The organism is Rheinheimera sp. EpRS3 (assembly GCF_001513785.1).
Taxonomy (GTDB): Bacteria; Pseudomonadota; Gammaproteobacteria; order Enterobacterales; family Alteromonadaceae; genus Alishewanella.
In genome coordinates this window covers 398,080-418,367 of the sequence record NZ_LNQS01000008.1, presented here as the reverse complement: position 1 = coordinate 418,367, position 20,288 = coordinate 398,080, and the positions used below count along the sequence as shown (strand labels likewise).

General features: G+C 48.9%; 23 protein-coding genes. 12 read left to right on the top strand and 11 right to left on the bottom strand.

Going from position 1 to position 20,288, the window contains the following annotated elements:
- Positions 1-121: 121 nt before the first annotated feature.
- Genes AR688_RS10555 through AR688_RS10545 form a run of 3 tightly spaced genes read right to left on the bottom strand, consistent with a single transcriptional unit; the run spans position 122 to position 2,176 of the window.
- Entirely contained in the window at positions 122-1,000 is an 879-nt protein-coding gene (locus AR688_RS10555) for a hypothetical protein (protein ID WP_068233079.1), read from the bottom strand.
- On the bottom strand, positions 997-1,641 hold the full coding sequence (locus AR688_RS10550; protein WP_068233076.1) for a hypothetical protein: 645 nt from the start codon (positions 1,639-1,641) through the stop codon (positions 997-999). The genes AR688_RS10555 and AR688_RS10550 overlap by 4 nt, the downstream gene beginning before the upstream one ends.
- Complete coding sequence (locus tag AR688_RS10545) at positions 1,616-2,176, bottom strand: RNA polymerase sigma factor (RefSeq protein WP_068233073.1); 561 nt, start codon at positions 2,174-2,176, stop codon at positions 1,616-1,618. The genes AR688_RS10550 and AR688_RS10545 overlap by 26 nt, the downstream gene beginning before the upstream one ends.
- A gap of 137 nt (positions 2,177-2,313) precedes the next feature.
- On the opposite strand from AR688_RS10545, the gene AR688_RS10540 reads away from it, so the two are divergent.
- On the top strand, positions 2,314-2,904 hold the full coding sequence (locus AR688_RS10540) for a DUF3833 domain-containing protein (RefSeq protein ID WP_068233070.1): 591 nt from the start codon (positions 2,314-2,316) through the stop codon (positions 2,902-2,904).
- A 27-nt stretch (positions 2,905-2,931) separates the two neighbouring features.
- On the opposite strand, the gene AR688_RS10535 is transcribed toward AR688_RS10540, so the two are convergent.
- Genes AR688_RS10535 through AR688_RS10525 form a run of 3 tightly spaced genes read right to left on the bottom strand, consistent with a single transcriptional unit; the run spans position 2,932 to position 5,495 of the window.
- Positions 2,932-3,525 carry a DUF4136 domain-containing protein gene (locus AR688_RS10535; RefSeq protein ID WP_068233067.1) on the bottom strand — a complete coding sequence of 198 codons (594 nt, stop codon included), beginning with the start codon at positions 3,523-3,525 and terminating at the stop codon, positions 2,932-2,934.
- A gap of 16 nt (positions 3,526-3,541) precedes the next feature.
- Positions 3,542-5,068: a response regulator gene (locus tag AR688_RS10530; protein ID WP_068233064.1), complete on the bottom strand. Its 1,527-nt coding sequence runs from the start codon at positions 5,066-5,068 to the stop codon at positions 3,542-3,544.
- Positions 5,069-5,105: 37 nt separating this feature from the next.
- Positions 5,106-5,495: a DUF2721 domain-containing protein gene (locus AR688_RS10525; protein WP_231732036.1), complete on the bottom strand. Its 390-nt coding sequence runs from the start codon at positions 5,493-5,495 to the stop codon at positions 5,106-5,108.
- Positions 5,496-5,707: 212 nt separating this feature from the next.
- Between AR688_RS10525 and AR688_RS10520 the strand changes: the two genes are divergently transcribed.
- Genes AR688_RS10520 through AR688_RS10510 form a run of 3 tightly spaced genes read left to right on the top strand, consistent with a single transcriptional unit; the run spans position 5,708 to position 7,942 of the window.
- On the top strand, positions 5,708-6,991 hold the full coding sequence (locus tag AR688_RS10520) for a hypothetical protein (RefSeq protein WP_156420278.1): 1,284 nt from the start codon (positions 5,708-5,710) through the stop codon (positions 6,989-6,991).
- Between the two features lie 2 nt (positions 6,992-6,993).
- On the top strand, positions 6,994-7,347 hold the full coding sequence (locus AR688_RS10515) for a putative signal transducing protein (RefSeq protein ID WP_068233058.1): 354 nt from the start codon (positions 6,994-6,996) through the stop codon (positions 7,345-7,347).
- Complete coding sequence (locus AR688_RS10510; RefSeq protein ID WP_068233055.1) at positions 7,328-7,942, top strand: YjaG family protein; 615 nt, start codon at positions 7,328-7,330, stop codon at positions 7,940-7,942. The genes AR688_RS10515 and AR688_RS10510 overlap by 20 nt, the downstream gene beginning before the upstream one ends.
- A gap of 15 nt (positions 7,943-7,957) precedes the next feature.
- Here AR688_RS10510 and rsmD read toward each other — a convergent pair whose 3' ends face one another.
- Complete coding sequence (rsmD, locus tag AR688_RS10505; RefSeq protein ID WP_068233052.1) at positions 7,958-8,581, bottom strand: 16S rRNA (guanine(966)-N(2))-methyltransferase RsmD; 624 nt, start codon at positions 8,579-8,581, stop codon at positions 7,958-7,960.
- 82 nt (positions 8,582-8,663) lie between these two features.
- Between rsmD and ftsY the strand changes: the two genes are divergently transcribed.
- The 4 genes from ftsY (at position 8,664) to rpoH (ending at position 12,433) form a co-directional block, all read left to right on the top strand.
- Positions 8,664-9,788, top strand: a complete 1,125-nt coding sequence (ftsY, locus tag AR688_RS10500) for a signal recognition particle-docking protein FtsY (protein ID WP_068233048.1) — start codon at positions 8,664-8,666, stop codon at positions 9,786-9,788.
- A gap of 2 nt (positions 9,789-9,790) precedes the next feature.
- On the top strand, positions 9,791-10,477 hold the full coding sequence (gene ftsE / locus AR688_RS10495) for a cell division ATP-binding protein FtsE (protein ID WP_068233045.1): 687 nt from the start codon (positions 9,791-9,793) through the stop codon (positions 10,475-10,477).
- Positions 10,474-11,457 (top strand): permease-like cell division protein FtsX, encoded by a 984-nt coding sequence (gene ftsX, locus AR688_RS10490; protein ID WP_068233042.1) that lies wholly within the window; start codon positions 10,474-10,476, stop codon positions 11,455-11,457. The genes ftsE and ftsX overlap by 4 nt, the downstream gene beginning before the upstream one ends.
- Positions 11,458-11,581: 124 nt before the next feature.
- Complete coding sequence (gene rpoH / locus AR688_RS10485) at positions 11,582-12,433, top strand: RNA polymerase sigma factor RpoH (protein ID WP_068233039.1); 852 nt, start codon at positions 11,582-11,584, stop codon at positions 12,431-12,433.
- A gap of 52 nt (positions 12,434-12,485) precedes the next feature.
- Here the strand turns inward: rpoH and AR688_RS10480 are convergent, their stop codons facing one another.
- The 3 genes from AR688_RS10480 to gpmM are packed head-to-tail and all read right to left on the bottom strand — an operon-like array spanning position 12,486 to position 15,970.
- On the bottom strand, positions 12,486-13,259 hold the full coding sequence (locus AR688_RS10480) for a divergent polysaccharide deacetylase family protein (protein ID WP_068234119.1): 774 nt from the start codon (positions 13,257-13,259) through the stop codon (positions 12,486-12,488).
- Between the two features lie 26 nt (positions 13,260-13,285).
- Positions 13,286-14,425, bottom strand: coding sequence for a murein hydrolase activator EnvC family protein (locus AR688_RS10475; protein ID WP_082694739.1), 1,140 nt, complete (start codon positions 14,423-14,425; stop codon positions 13,286-13,288).
- Positions 14,426-15,970 carry a 2,3-bisphosphoglycerate-independent phosphoglycerate mutase gene (gpmM, locus tag AR688_RS10470; RefSeq protein ID WP_068233036.1) on the bottom strand — a complete coding sequence of 515 codons (1,545 nt, stop codon included), beginning with the start codon at positions 15,968-15,970 and terminating at the stop codon, positions 14,426-14,428.
- 158 nt (positions 15,971-16,128) lie between these two features.
- On the opposite strand from gpmM, the gene AR688_RS10465 reads away from it, so the two are divergent.
- Genes AR688_RS10465 through gpsA form a run of 4 tightly spaced genes read left to right on the top strand, consistent with a single transcriptional unit; the run spans position 16,129 to position 18,341 of the window.
- A complete protein-coding gene (locus AR688_RS10465; RefSeq protein ID WP_068233034.1) occupies positions 16,129-16,563 on the top strand; it encodes a rhodanese-like domain-containing protein in 435 nt (144 codons plus the stop codon).
- Positions 16,564-16,566: 3 nt separating this feature from the next.
- Positions 16,567-16,824 carry a glutaredoxin 3 gene (gene grxC, locus AR688_RS10460; RefSeq protein ID WP_068233031.1) on the top strand — a complete coding sequence of 86 codons (258 nt, stop codon included), beginning with the start codon at positions 16,567-16,569 and terminating at the stop codon, positions 16,822-16,824.
- Positions 16,825-16,844: 20 nt separating this feature from the next.
- Positions 16,845-17,330 (top strand): protein-export chaperone SecB, encoded by a 486-nt coding sequence (secB, locus tag AR688_RS10455; protein WP_068233028.1) that lies wholly within the window; start codon positions 16,845-16,847, stop codon positions 17,328-17,330.
- Positions 17,331-17,333: 3 nt separating this feature from the next.
- Entirely contained in the window at positions 17,334-18,341 is a 1,008-nt protein-coding gene (gene gpsA, locus AR688_RS10450) for an NAD(P)H-dependent glycerol-3-phosphate dehydrogenase (protein ID WP_068233026.1), read from the top strand.
- A 41-nt stretch (positions 18,342-18,382) separates the two neighbouring features.
- Here the strand turns inward: gpsA and AR688_RS10445 are convergent, their stop codons facing one another.
- Positions 18,383-20,158, bottom strand: coding sequence for a putative bifunctional diguanylate cyclase/phosphodiesterase (locus tag AR688_RS10445; RefSeq protein WP_197412198.1), 1,776 nt, complete (start codon positions 20,156-20,158; stop codon positions 18,383-18,385).
- Positions 20,159-20,288 lie beyond the last annotated feature (130 nt).

Below are 20,288 nucleotides of genomic sequence, written 5' to 3'. Positions count from 1 at the left end.
GGTTTGCCCACACCAACGCGCCGTGAACCCATCCCTGGGGGCTCGACTCAGGCATCCATGCCTTCAACGGTTGGCTTAGGGCAAATCGATTCTCACTAAGGTGGTCATTTTCCTTCTAATATCAGAACTGGTAACTATTGGTTTTAGCCAGCAAATCTTTGGCTTTAATTTTGCCGGTCATACACTGATTAATATCGGCTTTTTTTACCACCCAGTAATAGCGGCCTTCGCTACCACGGTTGTTTACCTGCAAGGTAACGTATTCGTTATCCGGCATATCGCGCAGGCTGGCGCCGTAGTCACACAATACCTGGCTGAATTTTTCGCCCACGGCCTTAACCATAGCTGCGGTTTGTTGTTGTTGTTCAGCCAGCTGTTTGGCGCGTTGTTCCTCCAGCTGTTTACGGCTTAGCTCTGCTTCTTTGGCCACTTCGGCCAGCTTTTCCTGCAGCAGCTTGGTTTTTTGCTGCAGCATTTGTAGTTCCTGCTGCTGCTCTTTATCCAGCTTGGTCAGATTTTTATTAAATTCTATATCACGCTTGTCGCGCTCAGTATCCCGCAACTCACGCTCTATCGTGCGCTGCTTTTCCGCTATGCGATAGGTTTGCCGATGCTGATCCTGCATCTGCTCGGCCATCTCTTCTGCAGCTTCTGTGATTTTTTCAATATCGCTGGTATCAAATTCAAACTCAAATTCACCGCCCGGTAATGGTGGCACTGGTGCAACCGGCGCCGACGGTATACTCATATTTCTGAACTGAAAAATATGCCGGCCGCCACTGCTGGCCTGAAACAATAAGCCCTGGCCAGTTAAGTAACTGTACTGCAGCGATGATAAACGGCTGTTTTCGTTATCTTTAAACGCAGTTTGCAGGATGGTTTGCAGAATATCGGCATTTTTTTTCAGCGCCGGGCTAACTTCTGCGGCCTGCAATGGCATTAACGCTAAAACTGCGCCAACGGTTGCGGCATAAAACGGGGTACGGCGTAATGCATTCATGGTTTTACCACTCCGGTATTGGTTGGGCTATAGTAACTGCTGGCAGGGCGGTAACCGGCCTGCATCGGCTGATAGTTTTCCTGCCAGTATTGCCAGTCAGCCTGGCGTTGCTGGTTAAGGTATTCCACCAGTTGCAGCATATCGCTGCGCTGGTCGCGCTTCAGTTCATCCTGTAAGTAATCTTTCAGTAGTACCAGTTGTGAGCTGGTGCTTTGCTGCTGCGTATCCAGTTGCTGCACCAGCCATTGCTGCTGTTCTTTTTGGTACGCCAGCAGTGCATGGCTGACGGCGTTGTTAATTTCATTCTGGCTGTTTTGCCAGCTAAGTGTCAGGCTGCCATCCTGTAGCTGAAATTTAGCCGGCGACAGGCTAATTAACATGGCCGCACAAGACAGTGCCAGGCTAAGCTGGGGCCACCAACTACGCTGTGGTTTGGGCCTTTGCCACTGCTTGGCAAATACTGCGCTACTGTCAAAATCCGGTACAGCTTCAAAGTGCGGCGCTTTAGCATCGATTTGTATTGCCTGAGCATTTTGCATACGGCCGTACCAAACAGCATCATGTTGTAACGCGGTGGCACATTGCTGATCGGTAATTTTACCGTCGAGCCAGTCTTCAAAAATTTGCTGATTGTTCGACATGATCGTCCTCCAACTGCAGGCGCAATTTATCCAGCGCGGCATAAAAACGTGATTTAACGGTGTTGCTTGAAATCGCCAGCTGGCTGGCAATTTCGTCAAAAGTAAATTGCTGATAAAACTTCAGCTCCAGCACCAGCCGTTGTTCCGCCGGCAAGCTGCGCAACTGCTGCTGCACTTGCTTTTGTTGCCGGTAGCTGGCCAGTTGCTCTGGCAAGCCGGGGTTATCGGCTGGCATTTCAGCCAGTTCATCATCGTTGTCGCTGTATTTTCGCCGGCGCAGCATGTCCATGGCGCGATAGTTGGCAATGCCAAACAACCAGCTTTTAAAGCTGCTATCGCCACGGTACTGACCCAGATTACGGCACAGCACCATCAATACATCCTGTAGCAGGTCATTGGCGTCTTCACGCGAGCCAAGCAAGCGTAAACCAAAGTAAAACAGCGCACTTTGATGTCGGTTTACCAGTTGCTGCCAGGCACTTTGATCACCATTTAACGCTTTGGCAATTAAGCTCTCGTCACTGCGTTTAAACACGATATTGTTATTCTCTGCTGGTTTTGTTTATTAAGTCGGGCTGACTGCAAATTTAGTTGGCTGTTAGCAAATTTTTTTTTATTTTCTGAGCTGACAGTTGCTGCGCTGCGTAGTTTGTCAGATTAGTGGAGGGATTTATGCACAAATTATCGTTAGCGGCAGTGGTTGCCAGCACCATAGCAGTGGCTGGTTGTAGCCAGTCGGTGTCTGAGTATAGTAATGAGACGCCGGTATTAAAGCTGGATCAGTTTTTTCAGGGTGAAAGCCTGGCATGGGGAGTGTTGCACAACTGGCAAGGTAAACAGAGTGTACGTTTTAGCGCAGAGTTATGCGGCAGCTGGCAGGGTAATACCGGTAACTTGTATGAGCTGTTTCAATTTAGCGATGGCCGTACAGAGCAGCGCCACTGGCAACTGCAACAAAACGCTGATGGCAGTATTAGCGGTACTGCCGGTGATGTAATCGGCAACGCCACCGGGCAACTGGCCGGGAATACTTTGTACTGGGAATATACACTGCGTATTCCGTATGATGGCGACACGCTTGATGTAAAGGTTAAAGACTGGCTCTATCTGGTAGACGAACAGAATCTGATAAATCGCAGTACTCTGCATAAATTTGGTTTAACGGTAGGGGAGCTGACCTTGGCCATTCAGCAGCAAAATAAAAACGCCGACTGTGCGGCGTTACAACAAAAAATTAAGCAGCTCATACCTAACGCTGTTTGAGCTGCTTATTCTAATATCAGGCCGCAGTTAAGACTGCGGCGTAACCTGACGGGTGGGGTACTGCTGGAAAATCAGGCCTACAACTTCTGAAATTGCCTGCTTAGGCTTTTCCAGATCCGATTTTTTCAGTGTGCCCTCAGAAATACCTTCCCAAATCAGCTGTTTTTTCTCTGCGTCAATCACATCAATATTTACTGTGCCGTATTTATAGCGAATGGTATCTACATCATTGGTGTAGAGCGGGAAACCGGCATAAAAACCACGGCGGTAATTGTAGTAGCCGTAGTTAAAGGTGGCTGATGGCATAGAGCGCACATCAGTGCGGGTTTCCACATTAGAGTTAAAATTTACCAGCAAGTCAGCATTGGTTTCGCTGTACTGATAACCTAAAGCCGTCATTTGTGCGCTGATAGCATCTTTAAAATGCTGCGTTACCAAAGTGGCATAACCCGCTTTGTCGGTTGCCGGCTCTGGCATAAAAGCAAAGGTTTTATAGTCAGCGAAGTTGGTGTTGGCCGCTGCGTCAGAACGCACTTTGGGCCCGGTAGCACAACCGGTGATAACCAGCGCTGCCAGTGCGGCACAGGTAATAACCATCTGTTTAATATTTTTGCGTAGCATACACTTCTTCCTATGCTTAATCTGGGTACGCATCGCGTATTGCGAGGAAAGCATCCAGATTGTTTAACAAGATATCCGCTAATACCGGGTCAAAGTGTTGACCACGTTCATGGCGGATAAGTTCGATAATTTCCGGCAATGGCCAAGCTTTTTTATAGCACCGGTCGCTGCCTAAAGCGTCAAAAACATCTGCCAGTGCGGTTATGCGCCCGGCAATATGAATATTGTGGCCACTCAGCCCTTGCGGGTAACCCTTACCATTCCACTTCTCATGATGCTGATAAGCGATAGTGGCACCCATCTGCAGTATCTCGTTAGTGGAATGTTGTAAAATCTGGTAACCGAGTTCGGCGTGCTGCTGCATAATAGCCCATTCACTGGCATCATGTTTAGCGGGTTTATTTAAAATATAATCCGGTATCGCAATTTTACCCAGATCGTGCAGTGGCGAGGCCAGCTTTATTTTTTCGGCTTCGTACTCTGGCAAGCCACATTTAACCGCCAGCAGATAACTGTAATTAGCAACCCGCTTTACATGGCTGCCGGTTTCTTTTGAGCGTTTTTCTACCGCCTCACCCAAAATGTACGACAGCTCGCGCTGGCTTTCCCGCATTAGCTCGCGCAGTTGGATATTTTCATAAGCTATGGCGATGCTGTGCGAGAAATAACTGAGTAAATGATGATCGCTCTGCTCTAGCTTGCTGCCTTTGCTAACAAAGAGGAAATTTTCGTTGCCCTTGTGCGTGGTGAAATAGCCGATAAAGCAATCTTCAGCATAGTAAGACTCTTTATTTTGCTGCACCTGCCGGATTTTGCTGGCGACGTCGTCTGGTAGCTTGTTGCCGCTGGCGGGGTTACTGCTGGCAATAATGTCCAACCTGGGCCCGGGCTGCCCGGCGTTGTTGATAGCGGCGCAGCAGTATATTTGTTCCCGCTCAAGACCGAGTAAATAAGCAACCTGACCCAAAATTAACGAGGCAAACTCTTTTAAACTGCTGCACTGTAAAAAGCTGGTAGTGCAACCAATTATTTTTTCCAGCCCGGTTTTGTGGTGCTCAATAATGCATAGATCGCGGTATGAACGTAACCCGGCGTAAAGCATGGTTTTCAGTTTTATTGCGGTTACTTCAGTTTTGTTTTTGTAATCGTTAATGTCGTAATCGCGGATAACGTGCTCTTCGGGTGCCTCTCCCGGCTGGCCGGTGCGTAAAATCAGCCGCATACTGCGGTTTTGTAACTGCTGACGAATGGTTTTAACTAATTCAAGGCCGGCATGCTGTGTTTCCATAACAACGTCAATGATGGCCAGAGCAATATCCGGCTGCTGCGACACGATACTTAAGGCTTCGCGCGCGCTGTAGGCATGCAGTAATTGCAAAGGTCGCTGTTCAAATTCAAAGTTGTTCAGCACCAAAGTGGTGATTTGGTGAATGCTTTCATCATCATCAACTACCAGCACCCGCCACGGTGGGCTGGTGTTGATGTCTGGCTCTTTATCCGGGCCTGCGCTTTCATCCTGAAACAGAAACTCTTCATTACTCATGCTGCCATCCGGTGCTGGTTGTCATCATCGGTGTCCATTAGCGGTTTTGCAGTGATTCCAGTTCTATATTTATGGCATCACAGGATATTTGGATCTCATATAAAGAATAGAGCAGACTAATTAATAAGCTAATCAGGCTGACAACAAACAACAGCTGACCTGCCGTTTGCCACAACATAAACAGGCAGAACATGGCCGCAGTGCACAGTACAAAGCTAAGCACACCAAAAGCCTGCATCACTTTTATTAACACTATACGGCGGCGTAAGTTGTCAATCTGGCGTCTGGCCATTTGGCGTACATTATCGCCCTCGCGCTGGTTCAGCTCCCGGATCAATTGCGCCAGCACCAAAAAGCGGTTGGTATAAGCCAAAAACAGCAAAGAGATGGCGGGAAACAGTAGGGCGGGGGTGGTTAAATCCATCATATGCAGGCACCTGTTATAAAAAATTAAACCGCGAAAATGTTAAAACTATCAATAGCGTTAGCTATCAATGATAAGTCATATTACACTAAAGTCCGGCATAGTATGTTATAGCCTTTTTATGCTGATATTCTGGCTATGGTGTGCTTAACTGTTGACGTCGTGGCGCTTGCAAAATTCAGGCAATGGCTACCGAAGTAAAGCGAGAGCTGATAATGAATGCAGTGAAGAAAAACAATAATAAAAACGAGCAGCAAATTATTGCCGATTTAACTCAGGCCGCCCAGCAACAGCTGGAAGCCAGTTTAGTCGATTTTTCCAGCCAGCTTCTTAATATTCAGCAGCAACAACTAGAGCAGTTTGCCAGCGATGTACTGGCCGATAGCCAGCAACAGTGGCAGCAGCGATTGTTTGAACAAGAACAAGCCTACCAGAAACTCTTTAAAGACTGGCAACACACTAAACAGCAACTTGATATGGCGGTGCCGGTAGCCAGTGCCGATCATCAGGAACTGGCCAAGTTGCGCCAGCAACACGATGACGTTACCGATGAACTGGAGAAAACCAGCACTCAGTTGTCGGCAATACAGCAAAATTACACTGCACAAATTAAACAGTACGAGCAATTACAACAGCAGGTTGTGCAATTGCAGCACGCCGATAACGGCAATAGTGAGGCTGAGAAAAAGCTGCAGCAGGCCGAATTTCAGCTAAGCCAGCTGCAGCAGCAATTGGCATCAGCAGAAGCCGATACCGAGCAAGCCAAAGCGGCTGCTCATGAGTTAAAGCTGGTAGTACAGCAGGGTAAAGCCGAGCTGAAATTAGCCAATGAACAACAGCAAAAACATCAGCAACAACTTGACGCACTGCAAGCTAAGTATGAGTTACAACTGGCAGAGCTGCAGCAAAACCTGAACACGCAAGCTGCAGCGTTAACGGCAGAACATCAGCGTATGGCGTTGATAGAAGGCGCGCAGCAGGACAAACTGCAAGCCATTGCCAAACTGCAGCAAGAAGTGCAGGACCGTAAAAGAACCCATGAATTACAGCAGCAAAAAATTCAGCAACTGCAACAGCAGCTTTTGGCTCAGGCTGAACAACAGCAGCAATGGCAGCAACAACTGAACGAGTCAGAACAACAGCGGACAGATTTGCAGCAGCAACTGACCAGCGCTACTGACGAAAGCGGCAGCTTAGGTTCTGAACTGACCCGTTTGCAGGCCGATTACGTTAACCTGACAGAGCAATATCAGCTTAGCCAGAGCAGACAGCAAAAAATAGAAGCCCAGCTTGAGCACGCACAAAACCGCCAGTATGCGGCAGAACAAAAACAGCAGCAGGAAGCTGACAGTAGCCGCGAATTAATCCGCACACTTCGCACCGAGTTACAACAACAGCAAGAAACACATCAACTACAGGTGCAGGCAATGGAAGAGCGCATGATGGAGTTCAAGCTGAAATTTGAATATGCGCAAAAGCAACTTAAAGTGACGGGCTGACAGTGGAGCTGTTGCACCCCAATGACGTGCAGCAATGGCAGCGGTTATATCAGGCGGCCAACAGTTTTGAAGCGGGCCTGGTGCAAGGCTTATTGCAGCACGGTGCAGTGTTGGTCAGAGTGAGCGGTGAATATCTTGCCGGGGCAGCGGGTGAACTGCCATTAAATGATGTGGGTATTCAGCTTTGGGTTCCGCAGCAGCAGTTTTCCTCTGCACAGCGTATAATCAACCAATATTTACAACAATTACAGCATGAACCAGCACAGTGGCAATGTAGCTGCGGTGAACTTAACTATCAGAGTTTTGATATTTGCTGGTCATGTCTTCAGGACAAAGATGAAACAAAAAGCCAATAATTTTCAGGCGATGCGTGAGCTGAACTTTTACCAGCAAGCCGCCGTTGCTGCCACCTTGCTTGAACGCATGTTACCGAACTACCAGCTGTTTGCTGAAGTAACCCAAACCGGTGATGCCGAACTGCCACGCCATATTTTGACGCTGGTATGGGAGTGGTTAACGGTAAAGAAAGCCAAAATTAATTTTGAAAAGTTATCTGAAGAGCTGGACGCAATAACGCCGGAGTTAAGTGACTTTGATATTTTTGGCGTGTATCCGGCAGTAGATTGCGCCACGGCTCTGGATATGATGCTAAGCGGTATTGCCCAGCAAGATGCCGGTGAATTTATTAATGTCGCTAAAATTTCTCAGGCAACCGTAGCGCGGTTAATTGAGCATGACAGTATTGACGATGATATTACGACCGAAGCAGAGCTGAAAAAAATCGTCCGCGAACACCCGTTGATGCAATACGAAATGGACTGCCTGGCGGAGTTAATTGAACTTGTGACGCCAGTTAAGCAATTTGGCCGCGAAGAGCGGCAAATGCTGCAAAACTGGGTAAAAGAGCAAGGCCTGACTAACCTGGGTATGGATCTGAGCAATACAGATTAACCCTCAAGCGCGGTATTAACCACGCTGATATAGCCGGTAAGCCAGCTGGCCGGCTATTTTCTCTTTTAGTAAGCGCCAGTTTGCCGGTATTTCTGTTGTTGTAAGTTCTTTTTCAGTTTCCAGATATACCAGGGCATTGTCGGCTAACCATTGCTGTTGCTCCAGCGCCTGAGAGCAGGGCAGTGCTAAACCTTTGCGAAAAGGCGGGTCGATAAACACCACATTGTATTGCTGTGTTGCCATGTTGGATAACAGGCTTAAGCAATCCTGATTTACCACCCGGGCATTGTCGCAGCTTAGCTTTTGCAGGTTTTGTTTCAGATGCCGCGCCAAGCCTGCGTCGCGTTCCACTAAGGTGGCATGAGCGGCATAACGTGATAATGCCTCTATCGCCAGGCTGCCGCTGCCGGCAAAACAATCCAGCACCGTTGCCCCGCTAATGTCGTGCATCAGCCAGTTAAACAGCGTTTCTTTTACTCTGTCAGTGGTTGGCCGCAGGCCTTCTGCATTTAGCACGGCCAGTTTGCGGCCGCGCCATTTACCACTTATTACCCGTACTTCTCCCGGTGCACCCGCTACTGCAGCAACACGTTTTGCACCGGTAGAAGGGCGTTTTATTGCGCTTTTTGCTTGTTTCATCTAATCCGTTTTGCCTTTAACACAAAGGTGTTAGTATAACGGCCAAGTTTACCTTAGTTTTTATCTGCATACACTTGGGCTTATGAGCAAAAAAAATAAACTGTTTTCCTGGCTTGGCTTTGGCAAAGACGATAGCCAGGCCGAAACTGCTGTGCCAGACACCACTGTAACTGACGTTGAACCGGCGGATATTGCACCTGTTGAGGCTATTGAGACTACAACTGAAACTGCCGCTGAACCGGTAGTCGCTGCCGACCCCGTTGCTGTTACTGAACCGGCAAAAAAAACCGGCTTTTTCTCCCGTTTAAAGCAGGGCTTAGCTAAAACCAGCCTGAATTTGGGCTCTGGCCTGGCGGGTTTATTCAGCGGCCGGAAAATAGATGACGAGCTGTATGAAGAGCTGGAAACCCAGTTGTTGCTGGCCGACGTTGGTGTTGATACCACGCAGAAGCTGATCCGGCAACTGGAGCAGCATGCCGATCGTAAATCACTGAAAGACTCTTCGCTGTTGTTTGAAAAATTGCAGCAGGATATGGCGGCGCTGCTAAAAGATGTCGAACAGCCATTGTTGCCGGTAAATGCGGGCGGGCCTTTTGTTATTTTGATGGTAGGTGTCAACGGTGTGGGTAAAACCACTACTATCGGTAAAATGGCGCAGCAATTTAAGCAGCAGGGTAAGTCGGTGATGCTGGCGGCGGGCGATACCTTTCGCGCCGCGGCGGTAGAGCAATTGCAGGTATGGGGCGAGCGCAACCAAATCCCGGTTATTGCCCAGCATACCGGTGCAGACAGTGCCTCAGTTATTTTTGATGCCTATCAGGCGGCCAAAGCGCGTAAAGTTGATGTGTTAATTGCTGACACGGCCGGGCGTTTGCAAAACAAAGCTCACCTGATGGAAGAGCTGAAAAAAATTGTTCGTGTGCTGCAAAAAATTGACCCGGCAGCACCACATGAAGTGATGCTGACACTGGATGCCGGCACGGGCCAGAATGCGCTCAGCCAGGCCAAAGTGTTTAATGAAGCGGTGCAGCTAACCGGGATCAGCTTAACCAAGCTTGATGGTACCGCCAAGGGCGGCGTAATTTTTGCCATTGCTGATCAATTTAAAATGCCACTGCGTTATATCGGCGTTGGTGAAGGTATAGATGATTTACGCGTGTTTAACAGCCAGGATTTTATTCGCGCGCTATTTAACCGGGACGCTTAACTATGCTGGAGTTTGATCAGGTCAGTAAAAGCTATCCGGGTGGTTTTGTTGCGCTGGATCGTGTCAGTTTTAAACTGGAAAAAGGTGAGATGGCATTTCTTACCGGCCACTCTGGTGCCGGTAAAAGTACGCTGTTAAAGCTGATCAGCCTGATTGAACGCCCCAGTGTTGGCCGGGTGTTGATTAATGAAGTGGATTTAAGCCGTATTCGCCGGCCGCATATTCCTTATGTACGCCGCGATATAGGTATTATCTTTCAAAACCACCGTCTGCTGATGAATCACACCGTATTTGACAACGTTGCACTGCCGCTGGTGATAGAGGGCTTTAGCGGTAAAGATATGGTAAAGCGTGTGCACGCTGCGCTGGATAAAGTGGGCCTGCTGGATAAAGTACGCTGCCTGCCGCAAACCTTATCTGGTGGTGAGCAGCAACGGGTAGGCATTGCCCGCGCTGTGGTTAATAAACCGCCTTTGCTGCTGGCTGATGAACCTACCGGTAACCTTGACCCGGACTTGTCCAAAGACATTATGCGGGTGTTTGAAGCCTTTAATCAGGTAGGTGTTTCGGTGCTGGTTGCCACGCACGACCTTGGCTTGGTTGCGCGGATGAAATACCGTACCCTGACGTTAAAACAAGGCAAAATGATTAACGACGGCCTGCTGCAGTATCAGGAAGACCCGCTATGAGTATTCTGTTTTCCGGCCGCGCCAGCAGTGGTGCTTCGGCACATAAAATTAGTCTTGGCCGCCGTTTTGTGATGTTTTGGGTTAACCATGTCCGCCAGGCACTATTTAGCCTGGGCGAATTATGGCGTACGCCTTCTGCTTCTATTCTAACTATTGGTGTGCTGGGTGTTAGCCTGACACTGCCCGCAACCTTGCATCTGCTGGTAAAAAATGTGCAGCAGGTGAGTGACAGCTTTACTCAGGCTGCCGAGATCAGTTTATTTATTAAAGACGGCACTGACGACAGGCAAATTAACAGTTTGCTGAAAATTCTGCAGGCCGACAATGATATTACCCGCGTCACTCATATTAGCAAGCAGCAGGCGCTGGATGAATTTGCCGATGTCTCCGGTTTTGGCTCAGCGCTCACTTACCTGACAGACAACCCGTTACCGGATGTGCTGCTGGTTTTGCCGAAAAATACCAGTGCCGGTAGTGCCCGCCAGTTGCTCGAACGCTTGTCAAAGGAACGTATCGTCGAGTTTGGTAAGCTGGATATCGACTGGCTTACCCGGCTTGATGCCATTGTCAGCCTGTTGCGCCAGGCAGTGCTGGTTATCGCAGTTTTGCTGCTTGGTGCGGTATTGCTGATTATTGGCAATACCATCCGGCTATCCATTATGAGTAAGAAAGACGAAATTGAAGTGATGAAGCTGGTTGGGGCAACCGATGCGTTTATTCAGCGGCCGTTCTTATACAGTGGTGTATGGTTTGGTGTATTCGGCGGCCTGCTGGCGTTTTTGATTGTAGAAGCTATGCTGTGGTGGCTGCAAGGCGCTATTGGCAGCGTCACCTCTTTATACGATAGCGAGTTTCGCCTGATGGCGTTTAGCGTAACAGAGTTTTTCAGCTTAATGTTACTGGCGGTATTGCTGGGGCTTACCGGCTCTTACCTTTCAGTACGCCGGCATATCAGTGCCATTGAACCCACCGGCCCTTAATAGCGTTTAATTATTACACCGCAGTTTTTAGAATAAGCAGATCTAAAAACTGCCGCAACTAAAATTAGCACTCTCTGTCAAAGAGTGCTAATATCGGTTCACTTAGTTAGGACAGGACACACAAATGAGCGATACAGCAGAAATGATGTCATTACCGGTAGCAGCCAGCAGCAGCCTGGAAGCTTACACTCATGCTGTCAGTTCCATTGCCATGCTTAGCGCAGAAGAAGAGCGCAATCTGGCTGAACGTTTACACCAGAATGGTGATTTAGAAGCTGCGCGCCAGTTAATTATGTCGCACCTGCGTTTTGTAGTGCACATTGCCCGCAGCTACTCTGGTTATGGTTTACCGGTAAGCGATTTAATTCAGGAAGGCAACATAGGCCTGATGAAGGCGGTAAAACGTTTCGACCCTAATGTGGGGGTGCGTTTAGTTTCCTTTGCCGTGCACTGGATAAAAGCTGAAATTCATGAGTATGTGCTGAAAAACTGGCGCATCGTAAAAATTGCTACCACTAAAGCCCAGCGCAAACTGTTCTTTAATCTGCGTAAAGCCAAGAAACATTTAGGCTGGTTTAACCAGGAAGAAGTGAAAAACGTAGCTGAGTCGCTGGGTGTAGCCGAGCATGAAGTGCGCGAGATGGAATCGCGCATGAGCAACTACGATATGCCATTTGACGCACCGGATGACGACGACGAAGCAGCCTATACTGCTCCGGCATATTATCTGCAGGATAAAGCCTCTGATCTGGCACTGCGGGTAGAAGAAGATCAGTGGGATAACGCTGCGGTAGATCGTCTACAGGCCGCAATGCGCACCCTTGATGATCGTAGTCAGGATATTATCCGTGCCCGCTGGCTTGACCACAATAAGCTGACATTGCAGGAACTGGCCGACAGATACAGTGTGTCTGCTGAGCGTGTACGCCAGTTAGAAAAGAATGCAATGAAAAAGCTGCAGGCAGCCATGAGCTAAGCCTGAGCTGAATAAAAAACCGCCGGTTGGCGGTTTTTTTATGCCTGCAAGTTTACTGTGCCGCTGAAATAGCCGGAGCAGTAAAACCAGCAGCAACGATATTGTGGCCAGTTGGCAACAACGCCGAAATACTAACCAGCTCTATGCCTTGCTGGCGCAATGCCGGCAGGTTTTTACGTAAAAAACGGTACGTTTCCGGGTAGGGATGGCCAATAGCAATGGCACTGTGGCGCTTGCGGGCAATGGCAAGCAACTGTTCAAACTGTACAGTGATAGCGGCTTCTGTTTGTATGTTATCGAGAAACACATGCCGGCTTAAATTTGTTACACCATAATGGCTGGCATATTTGGCTGCTGTGCTGTTTGGCGTGGTAAGGCTGTCGACAAAAAACAACTGGCGGCGGCTTAAATACTCCATCATCCAGGCCATCGGTTGTTCCTGCGCGGTATAAAGACTGCCCATATGATTATTAACGCCAATAGCGTAGGGGATATCCGCTAACGCTTGTTGCAAGGTGTGCTGAATTTTCTGCTTTGACATGTCACTGGTCAGGGCTCCCGGGCCAAGTGCTTTGCCGTTGCTGGCTTCCATTGGCATATGCAACATCACATCTTTTTGTTGCGCAAAAGCCTGCCTGGCAGCTTGGGCGCCATAAGGCGTGTGTGGCAACACGGCGTAGGTTAACAAGAACGGTAAATCAATAAGTTTTAAATCAGATTTCTGATAACCAATATCGTCAATGATAATGGCGATTTTTGCATTAGGCTCTGCGGCATACAGCTTTATGCTAAGCAGGCTAAGCAGCAGGTAAGTTAACAAACGCACGTTACTGTTATTCCTATTTTCAACCGCTAATTCCTGCTGAGCCACTGCAGCGGGTTAACCGCCTCACCTTTATTGCGGATCTCAAAATACAGCCCGGCAGAAGACTGGCCACCGCTGGTGCCTGCCAGAGCAATGATTTCACCAGCGTTGATACGGGTGCCTGGTTTTTTCAGTAAGTTTTGATTATGGCCATACAGGCTCATAAAACCAGCGCCATGGTCCAGCACGATGACCCAGCCATAACCTTTAAGCCAGTCAGCATAAATGACCTGACCATCAGCAACGGCTTTAACGGCTTGACCTTCTGTACTTTGGATCAGAATACCACGCGATGATATACCGCCCTGGCGGCTTTCGCCAAAGCGTTGCAACAAACTACCTTGTAGTGGCCAGGTCAGCTTGCCTTTATTTTTTGTTAACCCTGCCAGTTCACGGGCCTGCTGTGCCAGCCGGCGCAGCTCTTCCAGTTTGCTTTGCAGGCTGGCTTCGTTCTGGCGCAGGTAATCCAGCTGCCGGCCTTGTTGCTTTAACATGGCCTGTAACCGGCCAACGGCTTGTTGTTGCTCTGTTTTAGCACCGAGCAGTTGCTGTTGCTGCTGTTGCAGTACTGTCAGCGTCTGTGCCAGTTGTTGCTGTTTTTCGCTCAGCTCAGACAGAACCTGTTGTAGTTGGCTAATGGTGTTGTTAAGTTCGGCCAGTTGTTGCATGCGGGCCCGGTTAAAGTACTGGTAGTAACTGAGCACACGCTCCAACTTGCCTGAGTCCTGCTGGTTTAGCAGCATGCGGCTGTAGTCGTGTTGTCCCAGGCTATAAGCACTTTTTAACTGTGATGCCAGCAGCTTTTGCTGCTGTTGCAGGCTTTGCTCCAGCTCAGCCTTTTGCTTAAGCAACTGTTGCTCGCGCGCAATAAGTTGCTGGTGTTGTTGCTCGGTTTCGCGCACTTCGGATGACGCGTCAGCCAGTGCTTTATCCGACTGTTGCAGCTTTTTTTCAGCTTGCTCCAGCTGCTTTTGCTGCTGTTTAACTTCTTTTTCTGTTTGCTGTATTTGCTGTTTAACTTCTGCCAGCTCTTGCTCCTGCTGCTGGGCAACGGTAGTTACAGGCAGGCAAAAGCACAGCAGCCAACAAGACTGCTGTATGAAGCGTTTTATACAGTGTAGAGGCATCTATTTTAGCTGCATAAGTACTTTACCTGTCATCTCGGCAGGCACTGGCATCGACATTAAATGCAACATTGTGGGAGCAATATCACTCAGAATACCGCCCTCAACCACTGTTGCCTGGCGCCCAACATAAATTAATGGTACCGGCCCGCTGGTGTGAGCGGTATGAGCCTGACCAGATTCAGTGTCCAGCATTTGTTCTGCATTGCCGTGGTCTGCGGTGATCAGACATTCACCACCCACTTCCTGCAACGCGGCAACCACACGGCCGATACAGGCGTCGACAGCTTCAACGGCTTTAATCGCTGCAGACATAATGCCAGTGTGGCCAACCATGTCACCGTTCGGGTAGTTACAGATAATAACGTCAAATTCGCTGCCATGAATCGCGGTTACCAGTTTATCTGTCAGCTCAGCTGAGCTCATTTCTGGTTGCAGGTCGTAAGTGGCTACTTTGGGTGAGTCAATCAGAATGCGTTGCTCGCCGCTGAACAGCTCTTCACGGCCACCACTGAAGAAAAAGGTAACATGGGCGTATTTTTCAGTTTCCGAGATGCGCAACTGGGTTTTATTATGTTTTGCCAGCCACTCACCCAGTACATTATTCAGGCTTTCTGGCGGATAGGCACAAGGCGCTTTAATGTCGGCGGCATATTCTGTCAGCATAACAAAACTGCTCAGGGCAGGGCGGTATTCGCGCTTAAAGCCATCAAAATCATCATTGATAAAAGCGCGGCTAAACTGGCGGGCACGATCCGCACGGAAGTTCATAAAAATCAGTGCGTCGCCGTCATGCATTTTTACCGGTTTACCATCTTTGCCTACTATAGCGGTGGCTTTGACAAATTCGTCATTTTCATCACGCTGGTAAGCTTGCTGTAACGCGGTGACAGCATCTGCCGCCTGAAAAGCGGCTTTGCCCTGAGTGAGCAGATCATAGGCTTTTTGCACCCGGTCCCAGCGTTTGTCGCGGTCCATGGCAAAGTAGCGGCCAATTACAGAGGCGATCTGGCCACTGCCGCTGCTGGCAAAATGTGCCTGGATTTTTTCCAGCGAGGCCTGAGCACTGCGTGGCGGTGTGTCGCGGCCATCAAGAAAGGCATGCAAATAAACCGGGCCTGCACCTTGTTGTTCAGCCAGTTTAATCATGGCCAACAGATGGTCTTCATGGCTGTGTACGCCGCCAGGTGACAGCAGCCCCATAATATGCACCGCTTTTTGTTGCTTGGCAGCAGTGTTTACTGCCGTTGTCAGTACCGGGTTGGTGAAAAAGTCACCATCGCTGATGGCTTTAGTTATACGGGTAAAATCCTGATATACCACGCGGCCTGAGCCCAGATTAACGTGGCCGACCTCTGAATTACCCATCTGGCCGTCAGGCAGGCCGACATCCAGCCCTGAGCCTGAAATCAGCGTGTGCGGGTAATCGCGCCATAACTGGTCCATTACCGGAGTGTTGGCCTGGGCAATCGCATTGTTGCTGGTTTCTTCACGGTGGCCCCAGCCATCGAGAATTAATAATACCAAAGGTTTTTTGCGACTGGTCATGTGTGCTCCGTTGTTTAGCTAAGACATGCGGATAAAGTGAATGGCTATCTTACCGAATTTTGCGCAATTCTCCAGCCCTGTATCGGCAGTGTGCTGGCTCAGGGCTGGCAAACTGAGTATACTCTGCGCTGGTTTATTTTCCGATAAGCAGAATGAGTATGCAGCAGTATATAGAGTTTGTTACTAATCATCCGATCTTAAGTGCAGTTTGGGTGGTGTTATTTATTATGTTAATCACCAGCCTTATCAAGTCGCGTTTTTCTGCCATAAAACAGATGTCACCCACAGAGCTGACATTGCAGGTAAATCGCAGCAATGCGGTGGTGCTTGATATCCGCACTGAAGCTGATTTTGCCAAAGGCCATATTACCGGCGCTAAGCACTTACCACTGGCCGATATTGAAAAACAACAGCTGGCCGGGCTTGAAAAGCAAAAAGACGTGCCCATTATTGTGGTATGTCAGGCTGGAATGACCGCATCAAAAGCAGCTTCCAGTTTAGTTAAGCAGGGCTTTACTACTGTATCTATATTACAGGGCGGTATGGGAAGCTGGACAGGTGCCAGTTTGCCGGTCGTCAAATCGAAGAGGTAATTGATGTCGCAAGTGACTATTTACACTAAGGCTTATTGTCCTTATTGTGTTCGCGCTAAGTCGGTGCTGGACAACAAAGGCGTAGCCTATCAGGAAATTCGTATTGACGAGCAGCCCGAGCTGCGCCCACAAATGATCGAACGTGCTGCAGGGCGCACAACAGTGCCACAGATTTTTATCGGCGGGCAGCATATTGGCGGATGTGATGACATGCTGGCGCTTGATGCGGCAGGCAAGCTCGATCCTTTATTACAGTCATAAATAAAAAAACAGGAATTATCATGGCCGAACAACAAGTAAACGGCGTTGCCACTGAGCAGGGTTTACAATTTGCTATTCAGCGTATTTTCGTAAAAGACATTTCGTTTGAAGCACCTAACGCACCTGCTATTTTCCGTAAAGAATGGAAACCAGAAGTGCAACTGGATCTGGATACCCGCAGCGAAAAGCTGGAAGACAACGTATATCAGGTAGTGCTGTCACTGACAGTAACCACCAAAGTAGAAGGCGAAGTGGCGTTTTTGTGTGAAGTTCAGCAAGCGGGTATTTTCTCTATCGGCCAGCTGGAAGACTCACAAATGGCGCATATGTTAGCGTCGTTCTGCCCGAATACGTTATTCCCTTATGCCCGTGAAGCCGTATCTAATCTGGTGAACCGTGGCACTTTCCCGCAGCTGAATCTGGCTCCGGTGAATTTCGATGCGCTGTTTGCGCAATATTTGCAAAAACGCCAGGCGGATATGCAAGGCGTGAAGGCAGACGCTTAAATAATGCAGCCTTCAGCAATTGCTGTGATCGGAGCAGGGTCTTATGGCACTGCTCTGGCTATTTGTCTGGCGCGTAACGGTAACACCATTAGTTTGTGGGGCCGTAATGTGCCGGAAATGGCCCAAATGGCTGAGCACAGAGTTAACCAGAAATACCTGCCTGACATCCGCCTGCCCGATACACTGCAGGTAAGCTCAAACTTAGCTGATGTTGTTGCCAGCAGCCGCGACATTCTGATTGTGGTACCAAGCCATGCCTTTGCTGACACTTTACAGCTGATTAAACCGCATTTGCAGGTTAATGGCCGTGTGGCTTGGGCCACCAAAGGCCTGGAGCCAGACACTGGCCGGCTGTTGCAGGATGTGGCTCGGGATATTCTGGGTGAGCGGGTATCGCTGGCGGTGTTCTCCGGCCCTACGTTTGCCAAAGAAATGGCCATGGGCTTGCCCACGGCTATCTCGTTGTCATCAACCGATCCTGAGTTTATCCGCGAGTTATCAGACTTATTGCACTGTGCTAAAAGCTTCAGAGTGTACACCAACTCCGATTTTATTGGTGTTCAGTTAGGTGGCGCAGTAAAGAATGTGATTGCCATTGGTGCCGGTATGGCCGATGGTATTGGCTTTGGTGCTAACGCCCGCACGGCATTAATCACCCGTGGTCTTACCGAGATGTGCCGCTTAGGTTGTGCGCTTGGTGCCAAAAAAGATACCTTTATGGGCATGGCAGGTTTGGGCGATTTAGTGCTTACCTGTACCGACAACCAGTCACGCAACCGGCGCTTTGGTTTACTGCTGGGGCAGGGCAAAGGTGTTGAAGAAGCTATACAGGCCATCGGCCAGGTGGTTGAAGGGTACCGTAACGCCAAAGAGGTGTTTAATCTGGCGCAGCGTGTCGGTGTTGAAATGCCGATTACTGAGCAGATCTATCAGGTGTTGTATCAGGGTAAAGATGCAAAACTGGCTGCACTGGATTTACTGGGCCGGGAAAAGCGCGACGAAGTCACTTAGAGTGAGTTACGCAGTTAACCACTTTAGCTAACCACGTTTTACTAGCTAACTTCTTTACGTAGTAGCCGGTTTTCTCTTGCCAGCAAAGCGGGCACTTCGCTTGCTGGCAGGGCTTTACTGAATAAGTGGCCCTGTAAAATATCACAACCCATCACATGCAATAGGTACGCCTGCATTTCATTTTCAATACCGGTTGCTATCACATCTATTTGTAAATAAGACGCCAGTCGGATCAGGCTGGCCGTTATATTGCGCTGTTGCTCATTGTGTTCCATATCCCGGATAAAGCTCTGTGCTATTTTCAGGCTATGCAGTGGGTACTCCCGTAGCACAGACAATGACGACACGCCCTGGCCAAAATTGTCCAACGTTAAATGAAAACCCAGTGTAATAAGCTGCTGTAACGTGGTGTTTATGGTGCTGTCGGGTTGTAGGAAAATATCTTCATGCAGCTCGAGTTCAAACAGCTCTGCTGTTAACTGCGACTCTTCCAGCTGCTGCTGTAGCGTGCTGACAAAATCTTGCTGACGAAAGCTCAGGGTAGAAATATTCATTGAGATACGGCCACGGCTGATACCGGTTTGTTGCCAGTGGTTCAGTTGCTGACAGCACTTACGGAAAACCAGTTTATCCAGGGCAACCACCTGGCCGGTATCATCCGCGATATTGAGAAAATACTGTGGCGCCAGTATGCCGCGTTTCGGATTGTGCCAGCGCAGCAAAGCCTCATAACCGACAACACGGTTGCTGCCAATGCTGAGCCGCGGTTGATAATAAACATCGAACTCGTCATTATCCTGTGCTTTTAATAACTCGGCTTCCAGCGTGAGATATTCCGGTGCTTTAAGCTGATACCGGCTGTTGGCAAACTGCATATTACTGCGCCCCAGCCTGGCGGCGTTGCAGATGGCTGTTGAAGCACTACTGAGCAGCATTGCCGGGGTTGCACCGTCCAAAGGATAAATGCTGATGCCAATATAGCTTTGTAAAGCTGATTGCTTAAATTCTTGTGCAGCCTGATCGGCAGCCAGCAAAATTTTTTGTGCCAGCCGGTTCAGGTTCACTTCAATTTGGGTAGAGCATAGGTGCGCGGGGATCAGTATGGCCAGTGTATCGGTATTGTATCTGGCAACTACTGCACCTTTGCTGCTGTATTGTTTTAACTGTGCGCTGAGGCTGCGGATCACATCAGGCACTTTGCCTTGGGGGGCTGCGGCCATATAACTTAATACCTGATTGTACTTGATCAGGAAGATGGCAAATTGAGGTTGTCTGGCGGTTGTGCTGTGTATCGCGGTCTGAATAAATTGATTAAGCAGTAACGGCGTAAAAAGGCCGGTGTCTGTATCGTAAATATAATCGGCGTCTTGTTCGGTTTGCTTTCGCTTACAGCTGCTGATATCACGCCCGGTTAGCAAGTAACTGCCACTATCCTGATGGTGAGTCATCGTTAATGCTATCGGCATGCGCCTTTCATTCTGTGTCAGTTGCAGCCAGGCCTCACCTTGCCAATCTGGTTGCCGGGCAATCTCGCTGAGCAGCAAAACATCGCTTTCTTCATCCTTAAAAACGGCTAGTGGATATTGCTGGGCTGGAATAACGGATGAAAAAGCCGGGTTCAGGTAAGTGGGCTTTAGATTGCTGTCCAGAACAGCAATAAATTCAGCCGACTGATCCAATAGGTTTTTCAGTACCTGCTGTTCAGAATCAGCGGCTTTATTGTTGTGCAGCAGTTTGCGGTTGTACAGGCTAAGTACAATAACCAACAGCAGTAATACGGTTAATGCCAGTAGCATAGCGTGAGTATCTCCACTCAAAGCGGTAGCTGCTGGCAGCGGTAACACAGCAGACAAGAGCAGCCAACCAGACAACGGCATAGTATCGACATCCTTGTTATCGATAAAAACAGCTCTAAATATAGCCGGAGTCTTTTGCTATATGCAAATG

Coding starts and splice junctions, on each gene's coding strand:
- AR688_RS10555 (WP_068233079.1), bottom strand. CDS start 1,000: ATGAATGCATTACGCCGTACCCCGTTTTATGCCGCAACCGTTGGCGCA.
- AR688_RS10550 (WP_068233076.1), bottom strand. CDS start 1,641: ATGTCGAACAATCAGCAAATTTTTGAAGACTGGCTCGACGGTAAAATT.
- AR688_RS10540 (WP_068233070.1), top strand. CDS start 2,314: ATGCACAAATTATCGTTAGCGGCAGTGGTTGCCAGCACCATAGCAGTG.
- AR688_RS10535 (WP_068233067.1), bottom strand. CDS start 3,525: ATGCTACGCAAAAATATTAAACAGATGGTTATTACCTGTGCCGCACTG.
- AR688_RS10530 (WP_068233064.1), bottom strand. CDS start 5,068: ATGAGTAATGAAGAGTTTCTGTTTCAGGATGAAAGCGCAGGCCCGGAT.
- AR688_RS10525 (WP_231732036.1), bottom strand. CDS start 5,495: ATGATGGATTTAACCACCCCCGCCCTACTGTTTCCCGCCATCTCTTTG.
- AR688_RS10520 (WP_156420278.1), top strand. CDS start 5,708: ATGAATGCAGTGAAGAAAAACAATAATAAAAACGAGCAGCAAATTATT.
- AR688_RS10510 (WP_068233055.1), top strand. CDS start 7,328: ATGAAACAAAAAGCCAATAATTTTCAGGCGATGCGTGAGCTGAACTTT.
- rsmD (WP_068233052.1), bottom strand. CDS start 8,581: ATGAAACAAGCAAAAAGCGCAATAAAACGCCCTTCTACCGGTGCAAAA.
- ftsY (WP_068233048.1), top strand. CDS start 8,664: ATGAGCAAAAAAAATAAACTGTTTTCCTGGCTTGGCTTTGGCAAAGAC.
- ftsE (WP_068233045.1), top strand. CDS start 9,791: ATGCTGGAGTTTGATCAGGTCAGTAAAAGCTATCCGGGTGGTTTTGTT.
- ftsX (WP_068233042.1), top strand. CDS start 10,474: ATGAGTATTCTGTTTTCCGGCCGCGCCAGCAGTGGTGCTTCGGCACAT.
- rpoH (WP_068233039.1), top strand. CDS start 11,582: ATGAGCGATACAGCAGAAATGATGTCATTACCGGTAGCAGCCAGCAGC.
- AR688_RS10475 (WP_082694739.1), bottom strand. CDS start 14,425: ATGCCTCTACACTGTATAAAACGCTTCATACAGCAGTCTTGTTGGCTG.
- gpmM (WP_068233036.1), bottom strand. CDS start 15,970: ATGACCAGTCGCAAAAAACCTTTGGTATTATTAATTCTCGATGGCTGG.
- AR688_RS10465 (WP_068233034.1), top strand. CDS start 16,129: ATGCAGCAGTATATAGAGTTTGTTACTAATCATCCGATCTTAAGTGCA.
- grxC (WP_068233031.1), top strand. CDS start 16,567: ATGTCGCAAGTGACTATTTACACTAAGGCTTATTGTCCTTATTGTGTT.
- secB (WP_068233028.1), top strand. CDS start 16,845: ATGGCCGAACAACAAGTAAACGGCGTTGCCACTGAGCAGGGTTTACAA.
- gpsA (WP_068233026.1), top strand. CDS start 17,334: ATGCAGCCTTCAGCAATTGCTGTGATCGGAGCAGGGTCTTATGGCACT.